Source organism: Pararhizobium sp. IMCC21322, assembly GCF_030758295.1.
GTDB lineage: Bacteria > Pseudomonadota > Alphaproteobacteria > Rhizobiales.
On sequence record NZ_CP132335.1, the window covers coordinates 2,318,477 to 2,340,173 of the forward strand.

Genomic DNA, 21,697 nt, shown 5'->3' on the forward strand with positions numbered 1-21,697 from the left:
ACATGTAACGTCACGATCAACCTAGACCATAGGTAACGCCAATCTGACAAGTTTTCCAGAAGATATTGGATTGCCCCTATCATTCATTCTTGTGATTTCTCAGTATTCACATGTCAGTCACTAATTTGCCGGTGAAGCTGCAGGTTTGTGTCGCAGTTTCATTCGTGCCAGAAGCTGTCAATTGTATTTTAAAATGAGGTGGCTGTGGAAACCCGTCCCAACCCAGAAAAGCCAAAGCCGAAAAAGACAGATTCTGTAAAGGCAGTGTCTGGCAAGCAGGATGAATCCCAACCGACACCGTATTGGGAGGAGATTGCTTTGGCAGACATGTCCCAGGAACAATGGGAATCACTTTGTGACGGATGTGGCCGTTGCTGTCTGAACAAGGTTGAAGACTGGGATACGGGTGACATTATCTGGACCGATCTTGCCTGCCGGCTTCTGGACCACGACAGCTGCCGATGCCAGGATTATACAAACCGGCTGGACAAGGTTCCCGAATGCCTGCAACTCACGCCGCAATCTGTTCAGGAGATCACCTGGCTGCCACCAAGCTGCGCCTATGCCCGGCTGAGAGACGGCAAGCCCCTGTTGTGGTGGCATCCGCTTTTATCGGGCGATCCGGACACGGTTCACGCAGCAGGCATTTCCGTACGCGGTCGCATCAAAAGCGAGGTTGGTGTTCCTGTTGAAGACTACGAGGAACATCTGGTCAGTTGGCCTGTCACCGAAAGTGGTGAGTAGCTGTGTACCGGCATTATGAGCAGTTTGCTTTTCCATTGGACGGTGCAGAAAATTTTGGTAAATTTACAACGTTTGATATCCATTCATCCCACATTCAGAATAGAAGCGTTATGAATTGCGGCATGATGATACACACACTTAAAATACTGACACTTTCACTATTGCTGAATATTGCTCCAGCAGCGTTGCCCGACGATATGTCCGGTGCCTATGCTCAGGCATGTCTTAGCAATGCTCAGGCCAATAAGGCTGTTAGCAGCGGGGCTGCCAAGTCTCTTGCGCAGGTTAAAGGCAGCGCCACGCGCGGTGGTGGAAAAATTGTCAGCGCAAAGCTTTGCCGACAGGGTGGCGGTTTTGTTTACGTGATTTCCGTTTTGAAGTCGAACGGACAGGTCTCCAATGTTACAGTGCGCGCGAATTAAGGCGGGACCAACCAGGATTTGAGGGACTTATGCGCGTTCTTGTTGTTGAAGACGAACCGGATCTCAACCGGCAGTTAAAACAGGCTTTGGAAGACAGTGGCTATGTCGTCGATACAGCCACGGATGGCGAAGATGGCCATTTTCTGGGAGATACTGAACCCTATGACGCAGTGGTGCTGGATGTCGGACTTCCCACAATGGACGGCATCAGCGTGCTGGAAGCCTGGCGGCGCGATGGCCGCACCATGCCGGTCTTGCTGCTGACCGCCCGTGACCGTTGGAGCGACAAGGTACAAGGTATTGATGCCGGTGCAGATGATTATGTTGCCAAGCCATTTCACATGGAAGAGGTTCTGGCGCGCCTGCGGGCGCTGGTACGCCGTGCAGCGGGGCATTCTTCCAACGAAATCACCTGTGGTGATGTGCGACTGGACACAAAGGGCAACAGGGTCACGATTGATGGCATGCCGTTAAAGCTGACCGCTCATGAATATCGCACACTGTCCTACCTGATGCACCATCAGGGGAAGGTGATTTCCAGAACAGAGCTAACCGAACATCTTTATGATCAGGATTTTGACCGTGACTCCAACACGATTGAAGTTTTTGTTGGGCGATTGCGTAAAAAACTGCCCGACGGGCTGATCGAAACGATACGTGGACTTGGCTATCGAATGGGGCAGGCTGAGTGAACAGGCGTGCATTGCCAAGACCGAACTCTCTGGCGCTGAGGCTGTTTCTGTCCTCCGCTGCTTTGACCACTATTGGCCTGCTGGCGGCTGGGCTGATTCTGTCAAACTTGTATAGCCGGTCGGTTCAACAGGCCTTCGATGCGCAACTGGAAGCCTACGCCAATGCATTAATAGGCGCTTTGTCCGCCCAGATAAGTGGCCGCTCAGCCGCCATATCCCTGTCGCCGCCTCAAAATATCGGCGAAGCACGGTTTCTGGAACCCTTGTCGGGCTGGTACTGGCAAATCGGCGAAGGCCGTGGTGCCATTCTGTTCACATCCGACTCACTCATCGGCAGCACTCTGGATTTTGTGATGGCTGATAGTGCAAATGCGCCAGACGATATGCTGGAGGGGCCTGGTGGTGAGGCAATACGGCTGTTTCAGCGCAGCTACAAATTGCCCAACGATTCTGAATTGCTGGTGGCTGTTGCCGGCAACGTAACGCAGCTCAATCTCGATATTGATGATTTTCGCTCCAGCCTGCTGATTACGTTTCTGGTTTTTGCCGCGTTTTTGGGCCTGGCGATTTATTTGCAAGTTCGCTTGGGCTTGCGACCGCTTAAAGCCATTCGCCGAGCATTGCGGGAAGTGCAGGCTGGTCGGTCCCAGAAAGTTGAAGGGCGTTTCCCATCGGAGATTGCGCCTGTGGTGGAGGAGATAAATGGATTGATCGATGCCAATAAGGGGGTTGTCGAGCGTGCGCGGACTCATGTCGGCAATCTTGCGCATGCACTGAAAACACCTTTGAGCGTGATCGCCAATGAAGCATCAGGTGCGGCTGTCAAGGACAGGAAAATTACCGAGCAGATCACAGTGATGCGCGATCAGGTGAACCATTATTTGTCCCGAGCCCGATCTGCAGCTGGTCTCGCAGCTGTTGGGACATCGACACAGGTTGATCCCATCGTTGATAGTTTGGTTCGCGCAATGGAAAAGATCTATCGCGACAAAGATCTCAAGATAAAGGTCACCATGGAAGACAACATTGTTTTCCGCGGAGAGAAGCAGGATCTGGAAGAGGTTATTGGCAATCTTGTTGACAATGCCAGCAAGTGGGCGACCTCCATAGTGACGGTGAACACACGCAAATTAAACAAGACGCAATGGGTTCTATGTGTAGAAGATGACGGCCCGGGAATGACTTCAGAGCAGTGCAAGCTGGCGCTCAAGCGCGGCAAGCGGCTGGATGAAACAGTTGCTGGAAGTGGGCTTGGACTGTCTATCGTTGTCGAAACTGCAAATCTTTATACAGGCAGTATTAATCTGGAGCGCAGCGAATTGGGGGGCTTGAAAGCTGAGCTGACACTTCCCTGTGTTTCTGAGGCCTAAACCCGCGATGGAGTTTTACAAACGACCGAAAAAATGTTGAAATTGGCACAATTGCGCCATTTTGCTATGAAAACAAATCAAGTGAACATGCGTTTGCGGTTCGGCAATAGTTTCGTACCGCGCAGGAAGGAAAATGAAAATGAAACTTAAAGTATTGGCAACCGTGACGGTAATGGGTCTGGCTCTTGCAGGCTGTCAGAATGTTGGGCCGCGACAGGGCGTTGGAACTGTTGCTGGCGCCGTGGCAGGTGGCGTAATTGGTAATCAGTTTGGCAGCGGTAGCGGCAAGGCTGTTGCAACCACGCTTGGTGTGATTGCCGGTGGCCTGATTGGTAGTGAAATCGGACGCTCGCTCGATGCACAGGATCGCCGTCGCGCTTATAATGCTGAGTATGAAGCGCTGGAGAATTCCCGCATCGGGTCTCCGGTTGTTTGGCAAAATCCGGATAATGGCAACTATGGTGAGGTTGTTCCAACGCGGAGCTATCAGCGTAACAGCCAACAATGTCGTGAATACACGCACACCATTTACATTGATGGACGTCCGGAAACAGCCCGTGGCACCGCCTGTCGTCAGTCAGATGGAACATGGCGTCCGACGTCCTGATTGGCCAGTTAAGCTTTCCCATGGGAATGCACACAATCATGTTTGAGTTCAGAAGGGCTGGCATTTTGCCAGCCCTTCTTTTTCGCCACTATTTTGTGTGCTTTTTCTTGCGGTTAAGGCTGCTAGGAACTACATCCTAATAGGAAATAACATGCAGTTTTCTGAATTTGTAAGGGTGGGTTGAACCGCAATGCTGTTCTGGATTGTCGTCGCAATCATGATTGGGTGCGCCTTGGGACTCGCCATCCTGCCTTTGCTGCTCAGGCACAAAAATGCAGAGGTACTGGAAGGCACGTCATATGACGGCGATGTTGCGGTTTTCAAGGACCAGCTGACCGAAATTGACCGTGATCTGAAACGTGGCGTTCTGAACGAACGTGACGCAGAATCGGCCCGCGCGGAAATCAGCAGGCGGTTGATTGAAGCGAACAGAAAAGCCAAAATCGATTCTGGTACAAAGACTTCCGGCGACAAGCGGAATCTGTTTCGCAACGCAGCTTTGATTTTCTCAGGTGCCTGTGTTCCGGCAATCGCAATTGCGATGTATGTCAATATCGGCAATCCAAATCTGGCTGATCAGCCCTTGCAGGCCCGTCTTGCAAACCAGCAGAAAAGTGGCGATGACACGAAGATATTGGACCTGGTGGAACGGGTGGAAACCCACCTCAGTGGAAATCCAGATGATAGCGATGGTTGGGAAGTGGTTGCACCGGTCTATCAAAGGTTAGGCCGTTATGATGATGCGGTTCGCGCTTTTGAAAACCTAGTTCGTTTGCGTGGCGAAAGTGAAGATCGCCTGTCCAATCTGGGGGAGGCCATTGTTCTCAGCCAGGAAGGCGTTGTAACCCAGCGCGCCGAAACCTTGTTCAAACGCGCAGCGACCCTGAATGAAACAGCCGTTCGGCCGCGTTTCTTTTTGGCATTGGGGCTGAACCAGGAAAGCAAATTCAGAGAAGCTATCAGCGCCTGGGAAGCGCTGCTTGAGGATGCGACGCCGGAAGCTGCCTGGGCACCTGGCGCGTTGGACCAGTTAAACATGGCTCGCAATGAGTTGGGCTTGCCGCCAGCAGAACCAGACAATCAGGCTGCCGCAATCATGAGCCTGTCTCAGCAGGAACAACAGGAAATGATTTCCGTCATGGTTGCAGGACTGGCCGAAAGATTGGAAGAAGCTCCGGAAAACCTGCCAGACTGGCAGCGCCTGATTCGATCTTATGCAGTTTTGGGAAAGCCCGATCAGGCCGCAGCAGCTTTGAAAAAAGCTCAAAGCATATTTGCGGCAGATCAAAGCGCGCTTGCAGAATTGAGCGTCTTATCTACCAATCTTGGACTTGCCACACAAAACCAGTGATCAATGGGAATTGTTAAATGACCAGAAAACAAAGACGCCTGACCATGATGGCCGTAGCTGGCAGCGTTTTGGTGGTTGCGGCCGGTTTGGTTCTGTTCGCGCTGAATGACCGCATCGTGTTTTTCAACTCACCCAGTGACATTGCAGCAGGTGGCGCCGCGCCGGGCGAGCGAATTCGACTTGGCGGTTTGGTGGTCGAAGATAGCGTTGTTCGCAACGAAGGTTCTGTGGTCAAGTTCAGCATTACCGACACTGGTAGCACCGTTGCCGTGGTCTTTGACGGCATTCTGCCTGATCTGTTTCGCGAAGGGCAGGGAGTTGTTACCGAAGGTTCACTGGATGCCAATGGCCTTTTCGTGGCAGATACTGTTCTGGCAAAACACGACGAAACATACATGCCGAAAGAAGTAGCGGACGCTCTGAAAGAACAGGGCGTTTGGCAGGGAGAGGGTGAGAGCGCTATCAATTAAGCGCAACTCTTCTGAAACAATAGGAATTAAAGGGGCAGAATAGTGATATCGGAACTTGGCCACGTTGCTCTTTTACTGGCGCTCGCTCTGTCTTGTGTGCAGGCGCTTGTGCCGCTTGTTGGCGCGCAGCGCGGTGACGCCCGCATGATGGCGGTTGGAAGTTCAACCGCTCTTGGCGTTTTTGTATTTGTGTCACTCGCTTTTGCGGCGCTGACTTATGCCTATCTGGTGTCAGATTTCTCTGTCCGCAACGTGTGGGAAAACTCCCATTCTCAAAAACCGCTTCTGTTCAAATTCACCGGCGTGTGGGGCAATCATGAAGGCTCTATGCTGTTGTGGGTCGGTATTCTGGCCTTGTTCAGCGCGCTTGTGGCTTTATTTGGCAACAACCTTCCGGCGCAGCTAAAGGCAAATGTCCTTGCCATTCAGGGGTGGATAGCGACAACATTCCTCCTGTTTGTAGTACTGACATCCAATCCGTTTGAGCGCTTGTTTCCCGCGCCTTTTGAAGGGCGTGATCTGAACCCGATCCTGCAGGATATCGGTTTGGCGATCCATCCGCCGATGCTCTACCTTGGTTATGTCGGTTTTTCGGTGGCTTTCTCCTTTGCAATTGCAGCCCTTATCAGCGGACGCATTGATGCTGCCTGGGCCAGGTGGGTACGACCCTGGACACTGACAGCCTGGCTGTTTCTGACGCTCGGCATCTCAATGGGCTCATATTGGGCTTATTATGAGTTGGGCTGGGGTGGCTGGTGGTTCTGGGACCCGGTTGAAAATGCCAGTTTCATGCCCTGGCTGTTTGGCACGGCATTGCTGCATTCTGCGGTGGTCATGGAAAAGCGCAACGCGCTCAAAATCTGGACCATATTGCTGGCAATCCTGACATTTTCCATGTCGCTTCTGGGCACGTTTCTGGTGCGCTCCGGCGTTCTGACCAGTGTCCACACATTTGCGTCCGATCCTACGCGCGGTATCTTCATTCTGATGATCCTGCTGCTGTTCATTGGTGGCGGATTGGCGCTGTTCGCATTGCGGGCAGGAACATTGAAACAGGGCGGTATTTTTGCACCTATTTCGCGCGAAGGCGCGTTGGTGTTGAACAATGTGCTCCTGACCACGGCTGCGACAACCGTGCTTATCGGCACACTCTATCCGCTGGCATTGGAGGCCCTGACTGGTGAAAAGATTTCGGTCGGTCCGCCTTACTTTAACCTGACATTCGGGCCGCTCATGCTGCCATTATTGTTGGCAATGCCATTCGGACCGTTCATGGCCTGGAAACGCGGAGACCTGAAAGCTGTCATGCAGCGTTTGTCCTGGGTTCTGGCTTTGGCATTCGTTGGATTGCTGACAACATTTGCAATTCAGACAAAGACTTCAATTGCAGCGCCATTTGGCATTGCTGCTGCTATCTGGCTTGTTTTTGGCGCATTGGCGGAACTGGTTGATCGCGCACGCTTTTTCCGTGTGCCGCTGAAAACCGCATTCTCAAGATTGTTTGGCCTTCCGCGGTCTGCCTGGGGCACCACCCTGGCCCATGCCGGCATGGGAATCACGCTGCTGGGTATTGTCGGCGTCAGTGTCTATGAACGAGAGGCCGTTGCCGTCAAACAGCCCGGCGATACAATCGAATTGTCTGGCTATACCATCACGTTGGAAGGCATTCGGCCAAACAGCGGGCCAAATTACACCGAGCAGGTGGCCGATTTGACCGTCCGCAAGGGCGGCACCGTGGTGGCGGTGCTGTCTCCGGCAAAACGTCTCTATCAGGCCCGTAATTTTCCAACCACTGAGGCTGGCATCAAAACATTCGGGACCTCTCAGCTCTATGCCACGCTAGGCGATTTTGATGATAATGGCGGTGTCGTCGTTCGCATCTATGACAAGCCCCTGGTGCTGTTGATCTGGATTGGTACGCTGTTTATGGGGGCAGGTGGCATTGTATCCCTGACTGACAGGCGCCTGCGGGTGGGGGCGCCAAAACGCGCGAAACCCAACGCTGTCGCGGTCCCGGCGGAATAGATGATGAAAAAGCTTCTGCTCATTATCATTGCCTGCCTGTTCCTGACGCCGGCATTGGCGGTTGAGCCGGATGAAGTGCTGGCTGATCCCGCAATGGAGGCGCGAGCGCGGGATCTGTCGACCGAAGTGCGTTGCATGGTTTGTCAGAACCAATCGATCGAAGATTCCGATGCGCCATTGGCCAAAGATCTGCGTATTCTGGTGCGAGAACGCATTGTGGCGGGGGACACGAATGATGAGGTTTTGACCTTTCTAGTCGCCCGCTATGGTGAATTTGTGCTTTTGAAACCGCGTTTCACATTGGCCAATGCCTTCTTGTGGATTGCACCAATTGGCGTTTTGTTGATTGGTGGTTTCATCGCCTTCTTTGCGTTCCGCAGCCGACGCGGCCAAAACCCGGTTGAAAAGCCCCTTACTGCGGCTGAACACGAAGCTCTCAAGAAGATTTTATCACCGGACAGTTGATGCGTGATCGATCCGGGCGCACTCTGCCGTTTTATCAGGCAGGAGAGCGCGCCCAATGGCCGGCATTCAAAAAGTAACATTCACTGGCAGCAAGGGGGAAGCTCTGGCGGCACGCATGGACATGCCTGCAGGCTTCATACGGGCAACCGCTATTTTCGCCCATTGCTTCACCTGCTCAAAAGACATTCTGGCTGCCAAACGCATTGCCGGGGAATTATCTGGAAAAGGCATTGCGGTCTTACGGTTTGATTTCACCGGACTTGGTGCCTCGGATGGCGATTTTGCCAATACCAATTTTTCTTCCAATGTGGGCGATCTGGTGCGCGCAGCAGATTTTCTGCGTCAGAACTATGAGGCACCCAGCATTCTGGTTGGTCACTCACTTGGCGGCGCTGCTGTCTTGTGCGCTGCCCTGAAAATCCCGGAAGTGAAAGCCGTGGCAACCATTGGCGCGCCGGCCGATGCAGAACATGTGGTGCATAATTTTGGTGCCAGTCTGGAAGAGATTGAGCGTGATGGCGAGGCAACGGTTTCTCTGGCAGGTCGTCCTTTCAAGATACAAAAACAGTTTCTGGACGATGTGCGCACCCAATCGGTGGAGCAACATACGGGAAAGCTCAAAAGTGCATTGATGGTGCTGCATTCGCCGATTGATCAGACAGTGGGCATTGAGAATGCGGCCGCCATATTTACAGCTGCAAAGCACCCCAAAAGCTTTGTATCACTGGATTCAGCGGATCATCTTCTGTCCAACCCGGAAGACGCTGCCTATGCGGCATCAGTGATTTCAGCCTGGGCAAGTCGATATATCGGTGCAGACAGGCCCGCAGTGGAATCAACTGACCGCGAGGGTGTGCTGGTGGCGGAAACCGGGGAGGGCAAATTTCAGAATTATGTCCGCAGCGGAAGCCATCGCCTGCTGACCGATGAGCCGACATCAGTCGGCGGTCTGGATAGCGGACCTTCGCCCTACGATTTTCTGGCCGTCGCTTTGGGCGCCTGCACATCCATGACGTTACGTATGTATGCCACGTTCAAAAAGCTGGATATCGGGGCAGTATCTGTCACCGTGCTGCATGAAAAAATCCATGCAACAGACTGCCAGGCCTGTGCGGAAGACATGATGACCCCAAGCGGCAAGATCGATCAGTTTGAGCGGCGCATCTCCATAGAGGGCGGGGTCGACCCCGCGCTGCACGGCAAATTGCTGGAAATCGCTGACAAGTGCCCCGTGCACAAGACGCTGGAAGGCAAGGCCACGGTTGTGACGCGAATTGTGGAAAATTCTGCCTGAAGTCCCCGCCTGAAGTCCCCGCCTGAAGACCCAGCCTGAAGCCCTACCTGACGAGGCAGTCTGAACGGTTGCCCGGTGAATCAAGAATTTACCGGGCAGCTGCAACGCCCCACCATTTTCAAGTGTATCAAAATTACAAAAGTTTAAGCCGCCTGAAAGAGCGCGGTAAGGTGACAACCTCTATTTCTTTCCTCAACGGCGAGTAACGCCAATGACTCTACTGATTAGGAGAGAACCAAATCATGACTCAACATAAAACAACCGGAATAAAAACCAGAGGCTGGGCGCGCAAACACATTCTGCGTGCTGGCGTGGCAGCGTTAGGCGTTTCTGGTGTTCTGGCTACGGGTGCCGTGCTCAACACCACATCTCCTGTTCTGGCTGAGCCGGTTCGCGTTGAATCCGCTTCGCCTCTTAATTTTGCTGACGTGGTCGAGCAGGTACAGCCTGCTGTTGTGAGCGTTAAAGTGCGCGGCAAACTGCAATCTGCTGCCAGCACGCAGGGCAGTGAGATGCCACGTGAGTTCAGGGATTTGCCGGAAGATCACCCCATGCGCCGTTTCTTTGAGCGCCGTTTTGGTGATCAGGGCAATGATCGCGCAGCCCCCCGCCGCTCTCAGGGGCAGGGTTCTGGATTCTTCATTGCCGAAGATGGCCTTCTGGTCACAAACGAACATGTCATAAACGGCGGAGAAGAATTCACCATCGTTATGGACGATGGCACAGAATTTGAAGCCGAACTGGTCGGCGCAGACAGCCGGACTGATCTGGCGCTGCTGAAAGTAAATGCCGATCGTGACTTCACTTACGTGACCTTTGCTGATCAGCCATCCCGGGTTGGTGAGTGGGTGGTTGCTGTTGGCAATCCGTTCGGCCTTGGTGGCAGCGTGACTGCTGGCATTGTTTCGGCCAATGGCAGAGACATTGGATCTGGCCCCTATGATGATTTCATCCAGATTGATGCACCGGTGAATCGCGGAAATTCAGGTGGCCCAGCATTCAACATGCGCGGTGAAGTCATCGGTGTGAATGCGGCTATCTTCTCTCCATCAGGCGGCAATGTGGGCATTGCCTTTGCCATTCCTGCGTCAACCGCCACTGTTGTGATTGCTGATTTGCAGGATGACGGCATGGTCGAACGTGGCTGGTTGGGTGTTCAAATTCAGCCGGTAACCGAAGAGATCGCTGAAAGTCTGGGTCTGGACATGGCCAGCGGTGCACTTGTCACCCGGCCGCAGGACGATAGTCCTGCCGGTGAGGCAGGCATTCGCGCCGGCGACACCATTCTGGCAGTCGACGGTACAATCGTGGAAGATCCGAAAGAACTGGCAAAGCTGATTGCATCCTATGCACCTGATGCAAAGGCAAAGCTCACAATCTGGCGAAACGGCGAAGAACAGGACGTTACCGTAACGCTGGGCAGCTTGAATGATCTGGATCGCCGTGCCGATGCCGGTGCAGACAGTATGGTCAAGCCTGCGTCTGCCGAGACACTCGGTCTGACGCTGGAAAAGGCAGAAAACGGTGTTCTGATTTCCGGCGTGGAAGCTGAAAGCCTCGCCGCTGAAAAGGGCCTTGCACGTGGAGATGTCATTCTGAACGTGAATGGTGCACCAGTGGCAACCATAGAGGATGTCACAAAAGGTGTTGAGCAGGTCAAACAGGATGGCCGCAAGGCAGTGCTGATGCAGGTCCAGAATGAACGGGGCATCCGCTTCGTCGCGGTCCCTTTCGCAAAAGCCTGATTTCGAACATAGGGTGGCGCCCCCTCTGCCACCCTATCTAACGGTGAAGGACAAAAATCGTGTCGCCCCGATTGTCTTTCGCCTATTGGTGACGGGGTGCGTAAATGCCCCGTCGCCAAGCCTTTCCCGGGTTGCTTCAATATTGAAATTTGCGAGAAATATCTTTGCAGCCGCCAGGAAGCAAAATAGGATGCGCTTCAACTCCCGAAATATCGAGACAAGCGCAAAGCAATTATGAAAATTCTAATTATCGAAGACGATCAGGAAGCTGCCCGGTACTTGGTGAAAGCGCTTACCGAAGCGGGTCATGTTGCAGATCATGCTGCAGATGGCGACACCGGGGCGCACAAGGCTCTGGTCTATGATTATGACGTCCTGATCGTAGATCGTATGTTGCCAAAGCGTGATGGCCTTTCGATTATCGAAGACCTTCGCGAGCGTGACAAACAGACACCCGTGATGATTCTATCTGCACTTGGGCAGGTTGATGACCGGGTCAAGGGTCTGCGGGCCGGTGGCGATGATTATCTGCCCAAACCCTACGCATTTTCCGAGCTCCTTGCGCGGATCGAAGTTCTGGCCAGACGCCGTAAGCCGGAAGATGTCGAGACCATTTACACGGTTGGTGATCTGGAACTGGACCGCTTGTCTCATACGGTCACCCGCGCCGATCAGAACATAATCCTGCAACCTCGTGAATTCAGGCTCCTGGAATATCTGATGCGTCATGCGGGCCATGTCGTTACTCGAACAATGCTTCTGGAAAATGTCTGGGATTACCATTTCGACCCGCAGACCAATGTCATTGATGTTCACATGTCGCGTTTGCGTGGAAAGGTCGACAAGGAATTCGACAAGCCATTGCTGCACACAGTGCGCGGCGCGGGGTATGTGATCCGTGACGACGATAGGTAAATTCTTTCGCACCACAGCGATCAAGCTATCGCTGATTTACCTTGCGGTTTTCGCCGGGTTTGCGGTATTTCTTGTTCTGTATCTGAACAGCACGACCACCGCTTTATTGACCCGCCAGCTGAATGAGACGGTCAACGCGGAGATAAAAGGCCTGGCCGAGCAATATGGTCAGCGCGGTCTTCCAGGCCTCGTTGCGTTGGTCGAGCGTCGGTCCCGGCAACCTGGCGCCAATCTTTATCTTCTGGTCAATGACAGCGGCAATGTGTTTGCCGGAAACATTGCCCGCATTTCCCCAACCCTGTTTGAGAATGTGGATTCAGAACCTCGCGAAATCCGCTATCGGCTGATTGAAGAAGGCGGAGTGGCCGCGGGGCATACAGCTGTTGTGCGCGTGTTTGAGTTGCGTGGCGGCTACAAGATTCTGGTGGGACGGGATGTGGGAGAACGTGAAGCCCTGCAGGAGGTTGTGCGCGAGACCTTTTTCATTGCGGGTGCGCTCCTGGTGGTTCTGGGGCTGATTTCCTGGGTGTTTGTGTCCAGCCGGGTGTTGAAGCGGATCGATGCGGTTTCGAACACCACCCAGAGTATTATCTCAGGGGATCTGTCTCGTCGGCTGATCGTGACAGGCAGCGGCGATGAATTTGACCGTCTGGCCCTCAGCCTGAACGCTATGCTGGGCCGTATTGAGGAATTGATGCATGGCCTGAAAGAAGTCTCCGACAATATTGCCCACGATTTGAAAACGCCGCTCACCAGATTGCGCAGCAGGGTTGAATCCGCATTGGCGGAAAACGGCGAATCCGAGACCTACCGCGAAGCCCTTGAGATGACGATTGACGAAGCGGATCAGCTGATCAAAACATTCAATGCCCTGTTGTTGATCGCGCGGGTGGAAGCCAAAGCACCGGGTGAAGTGATGTCTGATCTCAATCTGTCTCAGATTGTTGAAGATGTGGCAGAACTCTATGAGCCTATGGTTGAAGAGCAGGGCATGATTTTTGTTGTCAACACGCCCAAACAGGCACCTGTTCATGGCAACAGGGAACTGATCAGTCAGGCACTGGCCAATTTGTTGGACAATGCACTGAAATATGCGCCTCCCGCGACAGAGGGGCACAATGGACCGGAACCAGAGATCAAGATATCCGTGGCCAATCAAGCGGATGAAACCGTTTTGACAGTGTCTGACAATGGGCCGGGCATCGAGGAAGAGGAGCGGGCGCGGGTGCTGCAACGTTTTACACGCTTGGACAGCAGTCGCTCGCAACCCGGCTCCGGTCTTGGTCTCAGTTTGGTTTCTGCCGTTGCAGGCCTGCATAATGCCAAGATCGACTTGCAACATACGGTTCCTTCAACGAAAGATGATGGCGAGGATCATCCGGGACGTGGTTTGAGTGTTTCAATGCGCTTCCCCGGCTTGCAGGATATGAAGGGCAATATCGGTGAATTGGCAGGAACTGAGCAACCAGCATAAAACGCTTGAAACATGCTTCTCGCCCCTGGTTGATCAAGCAACCTGTGATGCAAAGCAACAGTCCAATCACGATCTGGACCTCTCTGGTTTTCCACCCCTTTTCGCAAATTTTCTTCGAACAATAGGCAGCAACGCCCCGCATCTGCAGCACCTTATGATGCAGGATGCCGACCGCCTCAAAACCCTCTGCAGCAGCGGGTTTGATGCATTTCTCAGTGGCGCAACAGAGCGATTGATTGCTGGTCTTACGGGCGCTGTTGAAGACGCGGAGGCTATGGTCCACCTGCGCCAATACAAACAGGCAACCTCCCTGAGCATCGCATTGTGGGATTTGGCAGATGCTGTGCCACAGACCGCTATTTTAGCAGCTTTAAGTCAGGCCGCAGAACTGTCTGTTGAAGCTGGATTACGCTATCTCATCACCCGTGAAATCGCCGCTGGTAAATGCAATTTTGAACTTCCGGAGGAGGGACTTGAGGGGCTGGGTTTTGTTTTGCTGGGAATGGGCAAACTCGGCGCCTGGGAATTGAACTATTCCAGCGATATCGACCTCATAGCGCTTTATGATCAGGATGTAAGGTCTTTGGCCGACGGTCAGGAAGCATCCGTTTTTTGGGTCAGGCTCATAAAGCGACTGGTGCGGTTGATGCAGGAGCGCACTGGCGATGGTTATGTCTACCGAATGGATTTGCGCCTAAGGCCGGACCCGGGTTCAACACCACTGGCTGTTTCACTGGCGGGTGCTTTGCAATATTACGAAGGCACTGGCCAGAATTGGGAACGGGCGGCGCTCATAAAGGCCCGACCCATCGCGGGAGACAAAACGGTTGGTGAGGTCTTTCTGACCCGTGTCAGCCCCTTCATCTGGCGGAAGTATCTCGACTATGCCGCAATTGAAGACATTCAGGCGATCAAGCGACAGATCCACGCGCATAAAGGGTTTGGCCAGATTTGCAGCGCAGGCCACAACATCAAGCTGGGGCGTGGCGGAATTCGCGAGATCGAATTTTTTGTCCAAACCCAACAATTGATCGCTGGCGGGCGCAATTCGGATTTGCGAAATCGCAAGACGCTGAACGGACTGGAGCAGCTTCGGGACATCGGATGGGTGGAACAGACAGTCTGTCACGAATTGTCCGAGGCTTACGACTATCTGCGCCGCGTGGAAAATCGGATCCAGATGATGGATGATGAGCAGACGCACATCATTCCACAGGATGAGCCCAAACGGCTATCTCTGGCGGTGTTGTCCTCGGCAACTGATCTGGACAGCTTTGACCAACAACTTATCGCGACCTTCACCACGGTGCAGCGGCATTATGCACATTTGTTTGAAGAGAAAAACGGGTCGGAAAATACATCTGGAAATCTCGTATTCAGCGGAGAAGATGACGATCCTGATACCATGCAAACCCTTTCAGGGCTTGGGTTCGCCAGGCCTTCTGATGCAATCGCCCTGATCAAAGGTTGGCATTTTGGCCGCATACCGGCAACGCGATCGGAACATGCCCGCACAGTGCTCACCGAACTGATGCCAACATTGCTGCGACATATGTCGGACAGCGGTCAACCAGATGTAGCGATGGCCGGTTTCGACCGGTTTCTAAAAGGGCTTCCTGCCGGCTTGCAATTGTTCAGCCTGTTGAAATCAAACCCTGAACTGCTGAGCCTCTTATCCGTCATTCTGGGCGCTGCGCCACGTCTTGCCAATACCATCACCAGACGTCCCCATGTTTTGGACGCGCTGCTTGATCCCGGTTTTTTCGGAACCGACTTTACCGTTGAAGACATGACGGCACATCTGCAGCAGAGCCTGGCCCTGTCGCTTGGTTTCGAGGACGCGCTGGATCGGGCACGCATCTTCACACAGGAGCAACTCTTTCTTATTGGAACCCGCATTCTGTCGGGAACCCTGACGGCGAGCGAGACAGGTCGAGCCTATACCGGCCTTGCTGAAGCCGTGATCTGGAAAATGCTGCAGGAGACGCAGAAGGACTTTGTCAAACGTCACGGTATTGTTGCAGGTGCAAAGCTTTGTGTTGTCGCTATGGGCAAGCTTGGCAATCGGGAAATGACAGCGACCTCCGATCTCGATCTCATGCTGATCTACGATTTTAATGAAGGTGTCACACAGTCTGACGGGCGAAGGCCGCTTGCCGTCTCGCAATATTTTATGCGCCTGACCCAGCGCCTTATTACAGCTCTGTCTGCACCAACAGGCGAGGGCTTGCTTTATGAAATTGATATGCGATTGCGCCCATCGGGCAATGCAGGTCCGCTCGCAACCCAGTTTCAGACATTTGTAAACTACCAGAATGACCAGGCATGGACCTGGGAGCGCATGGCGTTGACCCGTGCCCGGCCGATTTGCGGTGACAATGAACTGTGCCAGAAAATGCGTGAGGCGATTGCTGCCGCTCTTGGTAACCAGAATGCAGATGTTCTGAAGACTGATGCCGCCGAGATGCTGGCAAAGATACATGACGCCAAACCGCCCGCTCATATCTGGGATGTAAAAACGGCACCGGGCGGTGTGGTTGATATTGAATTCGTGGCGCAGGTTCTACAGCTTCAAAATGCTGAGACAAACATCGAGATTTTGCAGGGGAACACCCGCAATGCTTTGCGAAAGGCTGTTGATCTTGGCTTGATTGCAGCTGCAGATGGCGACTTATTGATAGAAGCGCACCGTTTTTACGAAGGGCTGCAACAATTGATCCGCATGGCGTTTGACGGCGGCGAAAGCCGGACGGATTTTCTGGAACAACCCGGTTTTCTGCCGATCCTCGCCCGCGCCTGCGAACTGCCGGATGTGGACATGATTGCAGTTCAACTGAACGATTATCAAGCGGAAGTGGCAGAGCTGGTAAAACGGTTTTTTAAGGACTAAGCGACTGCGTTAGCGCTATCCGCCTCGTGCAGGTTTTGCACCAGTGGCACGCAGACCGTAACAGTGGTTCCAACCCCTTCGGTAGACGTGATCTTCATGTGTCCGCCATGCATGCTCACCAGGCTCTTGGTTATGGCAAGGCCAAGGCCTGAGCCTTTGTGATCTTTGGTAAACTGGTTCTGGACCTGCTCAAACGGCATGCCAAGCTTGTTGATAGCTTCTTCAGGGATGCCAATACCTGTATCCTTGATCAGCAGATACGCCCCATATTCGCCGGTTTTGATCTGCACTTCGATACGGCCGCCGTCAGGCGTGAATTTGACGGAATTTGTCAGCAGATTGAGCATGATTTGTTTCATGGCACGGCGATCAGCTTCAAAAACCAAATTATCCATGCCGGTGATTTTCAGCTGGATCCCTGTGTCCATCACGTTGACATCCATGACACGGAAGGACTCCCGCACAATGTCTCCGATGTCGATCTTCTCAAAATTCAGTTGCAGACGGCCAGCTTCAATTTTTGACATCTGCAGAATATCATTGATGACATCCAGCAGGAAATTACCGCTGTCATGAATGTCGTTGCAATATTCCAGATATTTCTCTGAGCCCAGATTGCCAAATACTCCGGTGCGCATAATTTCTGAAAAGCCGATGATTGCGTTCAGTGGCGTGCGTAATTCATGAGAGATATTGGCCAGAAATTCTGACTTGGTGTTGCTGGCAGCTTCCGCTTTTTCTTTTGCATAGGCGTAGTTTTCGGCCAGTTCGACAAGCTGCTGAGCCTGTACTTCCAGTTTCTGCCGTGATTTGTTGAGGTCGCGGATAAGCGCGGTCTGACGTTTCTCGTTTTCGATCAGCTTCTGCTCATTCAGCTTCAACTCGGTAACGTCTGTGCCGACCGATACAAAACCGCCATCCTTGGTGCGCCGTTCGCTGATTTGAAGCCAGCGTTTTGAAGCCAAAGCCGCTTCATAGGTTCTGGCTTCTGCCTGGTTGATCTCACTGGGCAAGGTGATTGTTGAGACAATTTCAGGGTGACTCTTGGCCGCAATATCTTCATAGGGTGTCCCGGCAAGCACATCCTGAGGCAGTAATTTGTGCAATTGCTGATATTTGGTGTTGCACATCACCAACCGGTTTTGATTGTCCCATAGAACAAAAGCTTCAGAGGTTGTTTCGATGGCGTCCCGCAGCCTGATATCGGCAAGTCGTGTCTGCTCGGCCAGAAGGTGTTGCTCTGTCACATCTGTTGCAATGCCGACAAGCTGACGCCCACCTGGCTGCGTATTGAGAACTTCACCACGCAGCCGCAACCAGATCCAATTGCCATTGGCATGTTTGACACGCAATTGCTCATCAAACCGTGCCTGCTCTGTGACCAGAAGACTGCTTTGAAGTTGATGCAGGTCAGTGTCATCCGGATGCACCAGTTCTGTCAGATCATCCAGCGAAAACACGATGTCTTTTGATTTGTCCCGGGCAGGATAGCCCAAAAGAACACTCATGGAATTGGACCAGATCATGGTGCCCTGACTGAGATCCCAGTCCCATAGGCCTGATCGACCATGGATGAGCGCCGTTTCCTGGCGTCTATAAGCATTTGCATAGATTGCATCTGCCTCATGAGCGCGAGCGGATTGCGCAAAGAAACTGTAAACCAGAACCAGCGACAGCAGCAGCATGGCGACAAAAATCAACAGATCCTGTGTGCGTTTCGCATACCAGTTACTCAGCGCTGTTCGGTGCGATTGGATGATTGCCAGTGACGCAAAGGGCGCCTGAAGACGGTGAACTGTTACCAGCACATTTTCACCATCCGTCGTGTTGACACTCAGCACACCCGCTTCGCTTCCCAGAACAACAAGAGGCTGCACATCGCCAAGGCGGGCGGCAATATTGTCTGGCTGATCTGCCGATACCCTGTTTCCTGTGCGGCCCAGAATGTCTCCGTTTTGCCCAAGAATGTAGAACCGGCGGCCGTTGCGCTTGGCACCTTCCGGTAGAACATTTTCCAGCAGTTTGTCGAAGTTGTTCGTGTTCGGCTGGGTTGCCAGTGCATCCACTCTCGATGCCGTCGACATGGCCAGTGAGACCAGCGTCAGCTCGGCTTCCTGCATGGAAGCATCATAGTCTTGAGACAGGCTGCCGATGCGAATGGTCGCTACAATACCCAGCGACAGAATGACCATAACAGGGATGAGAATTTTAAGGGCAGGATCAAGCCCTAGCAGCTTGCGATCTGACGGTTTTGCCAGGCTCTTCAAGCTGTTAAAGAGATGTGTTGGTCCGCCGCTGGCCGCAAAAGTGCGACCTTCGTCGGACGCTTTGGCAGCTGCCGCACGCGCCATGAAAACCCTCGATTTTGATGTTGAAGCCGGCCACTCAACCCTGCCGAATCAGTTTCATTTGAATCCATGCGAATCAGCATGTCTAGAGTCAAAATGAAAAAAAAGGTTAACGGCGAATCAGACCGCTCATCTCATTCGCCGTTACCTTGAATTCAGCGATCAGCTGTCGCCGAGAAGCCGGTTGGTAATATCGGATACGTTGGATGACAAGCCAGATTGGTCCCGCAGTTTTTCCAGTGCCAGCCGGGCAAAGTTTCGACGCAGGGGTTCCAGATTGCGCCATGACCTCAGCCCTTCAAGCAAACGGGCTGCAATCTGAGGGTTTTGTTCGTCAAGCGCACCAACCTGTCGGGCCAGGAATTGATAGCCGCTGCCATCCATGCGGTTGAATTGCTGGAAGTTGGAAGCAAAGCCGCCAATCAAAGACCGAACCCGGTTGGGGTTTTCCATACTGAATACCGGATCATGCAAAAGCGCGCGCACTGTGTCGAGTGTTTCATCACTGTTGGTTACAGCCTGCAGGCCCAGCCATTTGTCCATGACAAGACCATTGCTGTCGAACTGCTCATACATGGCAACCAGCGGCTCCGCCCGCTCTGTGCGCCCTTGAAGGCAAAGCGCACTCAGGGCACCCATTCGGTCTGTCATATTTTTGGCGCTCATGGTCTGTGTAACCGCCAGGGCGGCGTGCTCTGGCTTGTCTGAGGCAACCAGCAACTTTAAAACGGCATTCATCAATGCTCTGCGAGCAGCGTTTGCCGCGTCGGTGGTCGTATCATTCGGCGTTAAAGCCTTTTCATAAAATGTGGTCATTTCCTGTTCCAGGCCAAGGGCCACATAGGCATTGATATAGGCTTTCGCATTGGCAATGGCATCTGGATCGAAGCCGGCGCCGACAGCTTCCGCAACAGCTTGATGCGATGGCAGCTGAAAACACTGTGCCTTAAAGCTGCTGTCCAGCGCATCATTGGCCAGCACCGACCGCAATGCTGTCACCAGTGGCAAAGGTGGTTCAGGCTTCTCTCGGGCAAGGATAGCGGCATTGGTTGCCGTCAGAGAATTCATTGCAAGGTTTTGGACGGCCTGCCAGCGATTGAACGGGTCGGTGTCGAATTCAGCAATGAAGACCTGATCTTCCGGCTCCTGGTTTTGCTCAAGAACAATGGGAGCGGAAAAGTTGCGATTGACCGAGAGGCGCGCATCTGACGGTACATTGTCAAACTTGAAGTCCTGAGCCTGTTCGGTCAAAAGCATCATGTCCGTTTCGCCATTGCTGCCTGCTACGGGAACATCCTGTCCGTCCGGGCCCACATAGCCAAATACCAGCGGAATGGTAAGCGCAGGGCGATCTTCCGTGAAGTGGGGCAGTTCTGAAAATCTTTGTGAGACCGTCAATAGGCGGCTGCCATCATCGTGTTTGATTTCATCCACATTGACCACCGGTGTTCCGGGCTGGTGATACCAGTGCGAGAAGTTGGTGAGATCAGTTTCATTTGCTTCTTGGAAACAGGCAAGGAAGGCCTCGATTGTTGTTGCATCGCCATCATGGCGTTCAAAATAAAGGTCCATGCCTTTACGGAAGCCATCCTGACCCAGAATCGTGGCCAGCATGCGCACAAGCTCGGCGCCCTTGTTGTAGATTGTGGCGGTGTAGAAATTGTCGATCTCTTCATAGACATCCGGACGCACAGGATGCGCCAAAGGTCCCTGATCCTCAGGGAACTGCCGCGCTATCAGCGAGCGTACATCTCCAATCCGCTGAACCGGCGCTGAGCGCATGTCCGCAGAAAACTCCTGATCCCGATACACTGTCAGGCCCTCTTTCAGGCACAATTGGAACCATTCGCGACATGTGATGCGGTTGCCGGTCCAATTGTGAAAATATTCGTGAGCGATCACCCGCTCAACGCCATAATAATCGACGTCGGTTGCCGTTTCAGGGTCTGTCAGAACATATTTATCGTTGAAGACATTCAGTCCCTTATTCTCCATGGCACCCATATTGAAGTCGGAAACGGCAACGATCATGAAAATATCAAGATCATATTCTCGCCCGAACCGTTCTTCATCCCAGCGCATCGAGCGCTTCAGGGCATCCATGGCATAGTCGCATTTGCCTTCATTACCATGCTCGACAAAGATCTGCAGTTTGACGGCGCGTCCGCTTTGCGTCGTAAAGCTGTCTTCCACACAGGCCAGATCACCTGCCACCAGTGCGAACAGATAAGACGGTTTGGGGAAGGGGTCGTGCCAGACCGCGTAGTGGCGCTTTGCGCCTGACGGCATATCCGCTGCGTCAAGAACACCCTGTTCCAGCATATTGCCATTCGACAACATGAAAGGCGCTTCGTGCGCATCAGCTTCTATACGCACTGTAAAGGTGCTCAGCACGTCAGGTCGGTCGTAAAAATAGGTAATCCGCCGGAAGCCTTCAGCTTCACACTGTGTGCAATAGGCAGAGCCGGACCGGTAGAGGCCCATAAGCTGCTTGTTGGCCTTGGGGTTCACTCTGGTGCCGATAGTGAGTTTGAAGTCGCCACTTGCAGGCAGATCGTAGATGGTGAGTTTGTCCGGTGTCGCAGAATAGTCTTTCTCCGCCAATGGCTTCCCGTCAATTTCCAGGGACACCAGAACCAACTCATCACCATCAAATTCCAGCCGTGCATTCTGCGCAGCATCTGCACGCCGGCGCATTGTCAGTTCGGCTGTCACATCAGTAACTTCAGAGCCCAGGGCAAACCGCAAATCGGTGTGGTCAATCGCAAAGGGGGTAGGTTCATAGTCGGAGAGATATGTTGCTTTTTTTCGACGGTTTTGCGGTGTCATGAGAAATCCGAATTACGATAAAGGGGTAGGGGCGTCACCAACAGTGGGACGCAATC

16 protein-coding genes are annotated in these 21,697 nt (G+C 53.0%); 14 read left to right on the forward strand and 2 right to left on the reverse strand.

Going from position 1 to position 21,697, the window contains the following annotated elements; all coding sequences use genetic code 11:
- The first annotated feature begins 204 nt into the window (after positions 1–204).
- The 14 genes from RAL91_RS11150 to RAL91_RS11215 all read left to right on the forward strand — a co-directional run bounded on the left by RAL91_RS11150 (position 205) and on the right by RAL91_RS11215 (position 16,464).
- Positions 205–744, forward strand: a complete 540-nt coding sequence (locus RAL91_RS11150; protein ID WP_371932507.1) for a YcgN family cysteine cluster protein — start codon at positions 205–207, stop codon at positions 742–744.
- Positions 745–866: 122 nt separating this feature from the next.
- Complete coding sequence (locus RAL91_RS11155; protein ID WP_306262250.1) at positions 867–1,166, forward strand: PepSY domain-containing protein; 300 nt, start codon at positions 867–869, stop codon at positions 1,164–1,166.
- 29 nt (positions 1,167–1,195) lie between these two features.
- Positions 1,196–1,858, forward strand: coding sequence for a response regulator transcription factor (locus tag RAL91_RS11160; protein ID WP_306262252.1), 663 nt, complete (start codon positions 1,196–1,198; stop codon positions 1,856–1,858).
- A complete protein-coding gene (locus RAL91_RS11165) occupies positions 1,855–3,228 on the forward strand; it encodes a HAMP domain-containing sensor histidine kinase (RefSeq protein ID WP_306262254.1) in 1,374 nt (457 codons plus the stop codon). The genes RAL91_RS11160 and RAL91_RS11165 overlap by 4 nt, the downstream gene beginning before the upstream one ends.
- 139 nt (positions 3,229–3,367) lie before the next feature.
- A complete protein-coding gene (locus RAL91_RS11170) occupies positions 3,368–3,835 on the forward strand; it encodes an RT0821/Lpp0805 family surface protein (RefSeq protein ID WP_306262256.1) in 468 nt (155 codons plus the stop codon).
- Between the two features lie 190 nt (positions 3,836–4,025).
- The gene (gene ccmI, locus RAL91_RS11175; protein WP_306262258.1) at positions 4,026–5,186 is read left to right on the forward strand and encodes a c-type cytochrome biogenesis protein CcmI; all 1,161 of its coding nucleotides are present in this window, start codon (positions 4,026–4,028) and stop codon (positions 5,184–5,186) included.
- A gap of 17 nt (positions 5,187–5,203) precedes the next feature.
- Positions 5,204–5,656: a cytochrome c maturation protein CcmE gene (gene ccmE / locus RAL91_RS11180; protein ID WP_306262260.1), complete on the forward strand. Its 453-nt coding sequence runs from the start codon at positions 5,204–5,206 to the stop codon at positions 5,654–5,656.
- 42 nt (positions 5,657–5,698) lie between these two features.
- A complete protein-coding gene (locus tag RAL91_RS11185; protein ID WP_306262262.1) occupies positions 5,699–7,681 on the forward strand; it encodes a heme lyase CcmF/NrfE family subunit in 1,983 nt (660 codons plus the stop codon).
- Positions 7,682–8,146 (forward strand): cytochrome c-type biogenesis protein, encoded by a 465-nt coding sequence (locus RAL91_RS11190; protein WP_306262264.1) that lies wholly within the window; start codon positions 7,682–7,684, stop codon positions 8,144–8,146.
- A gap of 55 nt (positions 8,147–8,201) precedes the next feature.
- The gene (locus RAL91_RS11195) at positions 8,202–9,440 is read left to right on the forward strand and encodes a bifunctional alpha/beta hydrolase/OsmC family protein (RefSeq protein WP_306262266.1); all 1,239 of its coding nucleotides are present in this window, start codon (positions 8,202–8,204) and stop codon (positions 9,438–9,440) included.
- A 242-nt stretch (positions 9,441–9,682) separates the two neighbouring features.
- Complete coding sequence (locus RAL91_RS11200; protein ID WP_306262268.1) at positions 9,683–11,185, forward strand: Do family serine endopeptidase; 1,503 nt, start codon at positions 9,683–9,685, stop codon at positions 11,183–11,185.
- 234 nt (positions 11,186–11,419) lie between these two features.
- A complete protein-coding gene (locus RAL91_RS11205) occupies positions 11,420–12,100 on the forward strand; it encodes a response regulator transcription factor (protein WP_306262270.1) in 681 nt (226 codons plus the stop codon).
- Positions 12,084–13,574, forward strand: a complete 1,491-nt coding sequence (locus tag RAL91_RS11210) for a HAMP domain-containing sensor histidine kinase (RefSeq protein ID WP_306262272.1) — start codon at positions 12,084–12,086, stop codon at positions 13,572–13,574. Before RAL91_RS11205 ends, RAL91_RS11210 begins: the two co-directional genes overlap by 17 nt.
- Entirely contained in the window at positions 13,543–16,464 is a 2,922-nt protein-coding gene (locus tag RAL91_RS11215; RefSeq protein ID WP_306262274.1) for a bifunctional [glutamine synthetase] adenylyltransferase/[glutamine synthetase]-adenylyl-L-tyrosine phosphorylase, read from the forward strand. Before RAL91_RS11210 ends, RAL91_RS11215 begins: the two co-directional genes overlap by 32 nt.
- Here the strand turns inward: RAL91_RS11215 and RAL91_RS11220 are convergent.
- Entirely contained in the window at positions 16,461–18,815 is a 2,355-nt protein-coding gene (locus RAL91_RS11220) for a PAS domain-containing sensor histidine kinase (RefSeq protein ID WP_306262276.1), read from the reverse strand. The genes RAL91_RS11215 and RAL91_RS11220 overlap by 4 nt on opposite strands.
- Before the next feature lie 159 nt (positions 18,816–18,974).
- The gene (pepN, locus tag RAL91_RS11225; RefSeq protein WP_306262278.1) at positions 18,975–21,641 is read right to left on the reverse strand and encodes an aminopeptidase N; all 2,667 of its coding nucleotides are present in this window, start codon (positions 21,639–21,641) and stop codon (positions 18,975–18,977) included.
- Positions 21,642–21,697: the final 56 nt, after the last annotated feature.

Excerpts from the sequence above, each read along its gene's own strand:
- RAL91_RS11160 (WP_306262252.1), top strand. The coding sequence starts at position 1,196 with ATGCGCGTTCTTGTTGTTGAAGACGAACCGGATCTCAACCGGCAGTTA.
- pepN (WP_306262278.1), bottom strand. The coding sequence starts at position 21,641 with ATGACACCGCAAAACCGTCGAAAAAAAGCAACATATCTCTCCGACTAT.
- RAL91_RS11170 (WP_306262256.1), top strand. The coding sequence starts at position 3,368 with ATGAAACTTAAAGTATTGGCAACCGTGACGGTAATGGGTCTGGCTCTT.
- RAL91_RS11155 (WP_306262250.1), top strand. The coding sequence starts at position 867 with ATGATGATACACACACTTAAAATACTGACACTTTCACTATTGCTGAAT.
- ccmE (WP_306262260.1), top strand. The coding sequence starts at position 5,204 with ATGACCAGAAAACAAAGACGCCTGACCATGATGGCCGTAGCTGGCAGC.
- RAL91_RS11200 (WP_306262268.1), top strand. The coding sequence starts at position 9,683 with ATGACTCAACATAAAACAACCGGAATAAAAACCAGAGGCTGGGCGCGC.
- RAL91_RS11190 (WP_306262264.1), top strand. The coding sequence starts at position 7,682 with ATGATGAAAAAGCTTCTGCTCATTATCATTGCCTGCCTGTTCCTGACG.
- RAL91_RS11205 (WP_306262270.1), top strand. The coding sequence starts at position 11,420 with ATGAAAATTCTAATTATCGAAGACGATCAGGAAGCTGCCCGGTACTTG.
- RAL91_RS11195 (WP_306262266.1), top strand. The coding sequence starts at position 8,202 with ATGGCCGGCATTCAAAAAGTAACATTCACTGGCAGCAAGGGGGAAGCT.
- ccmI (WP_306262258.1), top strand. The coding sequence starts at position 4,026 with ATGCTGTTCTGGATTGTCGTCGCAATCATGATTGGGTGCGCCTTGGGA.
- RAL91_RS11220 (WP_306262276.1), bottom strand. The coding sequence starts at position 18,815 with ATGGCGCGTGCGGCAGCTGCCAAAGCGTCCGACGAAGGTCGCACTTTT.